Annotated in this window: 1 protein-coding gene; it reads right to left on the bottom strand. The window is 74.0% G+C overall.

The window, feature by feature from the left end; all coding sequences use genetic code 11:
- Window positions 1-280: 280 nt before the first annotated feature.
- The gene (locus ASD62_RS10540) at window positions 281-1,507 is read right to left on the bottom strand and encodes a PLP-dependent aminotransferase family protein (protein ID WP_235530773.1); all 1,227 of its coding nucleotides are present in this window, start codon (window positions 1,505-1,507) and stop codon (window positions 281-283) included.
- Window positions 1,508-1,631 lie beyond the last annotated feature (124 nt).

Genomic DNA, 1,631 nt, shown 5'->3' with positions numbered 1-1,631 from the left:
CGGGGGACGAGCCGGGCGGCTCGTCCCCCGCCCCGCTGTCGTCGCGAGTGTCGTGGATGAGGTGGTTTGCCCACGCCAGCGCAGGAAACCATGTACAGCAGTACGCGAATTGCACGATCCTGTCCCTGACCGCCCACGCCTAGCGTGGGGTCAGAACCTGTCACGGGGGATTGGACGTCCGCTTTCGGGCGGCGGGCCGGAGGCCGGGCAACCCTGCAGCCCGGCCTTCGTGCCGCCCGGATCAGGTGGCGGCAAGCCGGTCAGCGGGCAGCAGGCTGGGTCAGCGGGCGCGGCCGTTCCATCCGCCGGTGTTCGCGGCGTCGGCGAGCGCGTCGGCCAGCGAGTCCAGGGCCGCCTCGTCGCGGACGAGCCCGACCGTGGCGCGCACGTGGCCGCCGGGTCCGCTCGGCCCGATCCGGAACGGCGTCCCCGGCGCGACGCCGATTCCCTGGCTGGCCAGCCGGACGACCGCGGCCGTCTCGTCCTGGACGGGGACCCAGATGTTGATGCCCTCGGTCCCGCCCACCTCGACCCCGCGCTCGCGGAGGCGGTCGACGACGCGGGCTCGCCGCGCGGCATACGTCTGCGCGGCGGTCTGGACCTGCGCGGTGGCGACGTCGTCGGTGAGCAGTCCGAGCAGCACCTGCTGGAGCAGCCTGCTCGACCAGCCCTGTCCGAGCTGGCGACGACCGTTGAGGTCGTTCAGGATCCGCGCCGGTGCGCTGAGGGCGGCGAGGCGCAGGTCGGGTCCGTGCGACTTCGAGAACGAGCGGATGTGCACGGTCTGCTCGGGGCGCCACTGCCCGAGGCTGACGAGCGGTGAGGGGGACAGCCCGGCGGCGGAGTCGTCCTCGACGACCACGGTCGGCGAACCCGACAGCAGGGCGGCGATGCGCTCAGCACGGCGGGACGTCATCGTCACTCCCGTGGGGTTCTGCGCCCGCGGTTGCAGGACGACCGCCGCCACCGGTTCGCGCAGGGTGGCCTCCAGGGCTACGAGGTCCAGGCCCTCCTCGTCGACGGCGACGCCGACGAGCTGCACGCCGACGGACTCGAGCAGGTCGACCAACGGCGGGAACCCCGGGTCCTCCACGACCACGCGGTCCCCGAACCGCAGCTGGGTCCGCACGAACAGGTCCATCGCATCCATCGCCCCGTCGACGACGGAGACCTCCTCCACGGCGAACGGCCAGTCCGCCACGAGGACCTCCGCGAGCGCCGGAAGCACCGGGTCGTCGAGGTAGCTGCCCGTCGTCGGAGCGGTGCGAAGGCCGGCGAGGGCCTGCCCCAGGTCGGGGAGCAGCTCAGGGTCCGGGACGCCCGTGGACAGGTCGTGGGCGAAGGTCGAGGGCCGTTCGAGGGCGGCGCGGTAGCGGACGGTGCCGCCGGACCGCTGGTCCAGGACGGTGGTGCCGCGGCGACCATCGGTGGCCACGGTGCCCGACCGGGCGAGCAGCGCCCAAGCCGCACTCACCGTGGTCGGCGACAGGGCCAGCTCGGCCGCCACGGTCCGGATCGGGGGCAGGCGGTCGCCGGCGACGAGGAGCCCGTCGCGGATCGTCGCGGNACACGGCATGCGCCAGTCCCTTCGCGGAGGGGGTGTCGAGGCGGGCCTCGAGGGCCGTGAGGGT

This window comes from Phycicoccus sp. Root563 (assembly GCF_001427915.1).
In the GTDB taxonomy this organism is placed as follows: domain Bacteria; phylum Actinomycetota; class Actinomycetes; order Actinomycetales; family Dermatophilaceae; genus Pedococcus.
The sequence above is the reverse complement of the archived record's forward strand: the minus strand, read 5'-3'. Positions and strand labels throughout refer to the sequence as shown.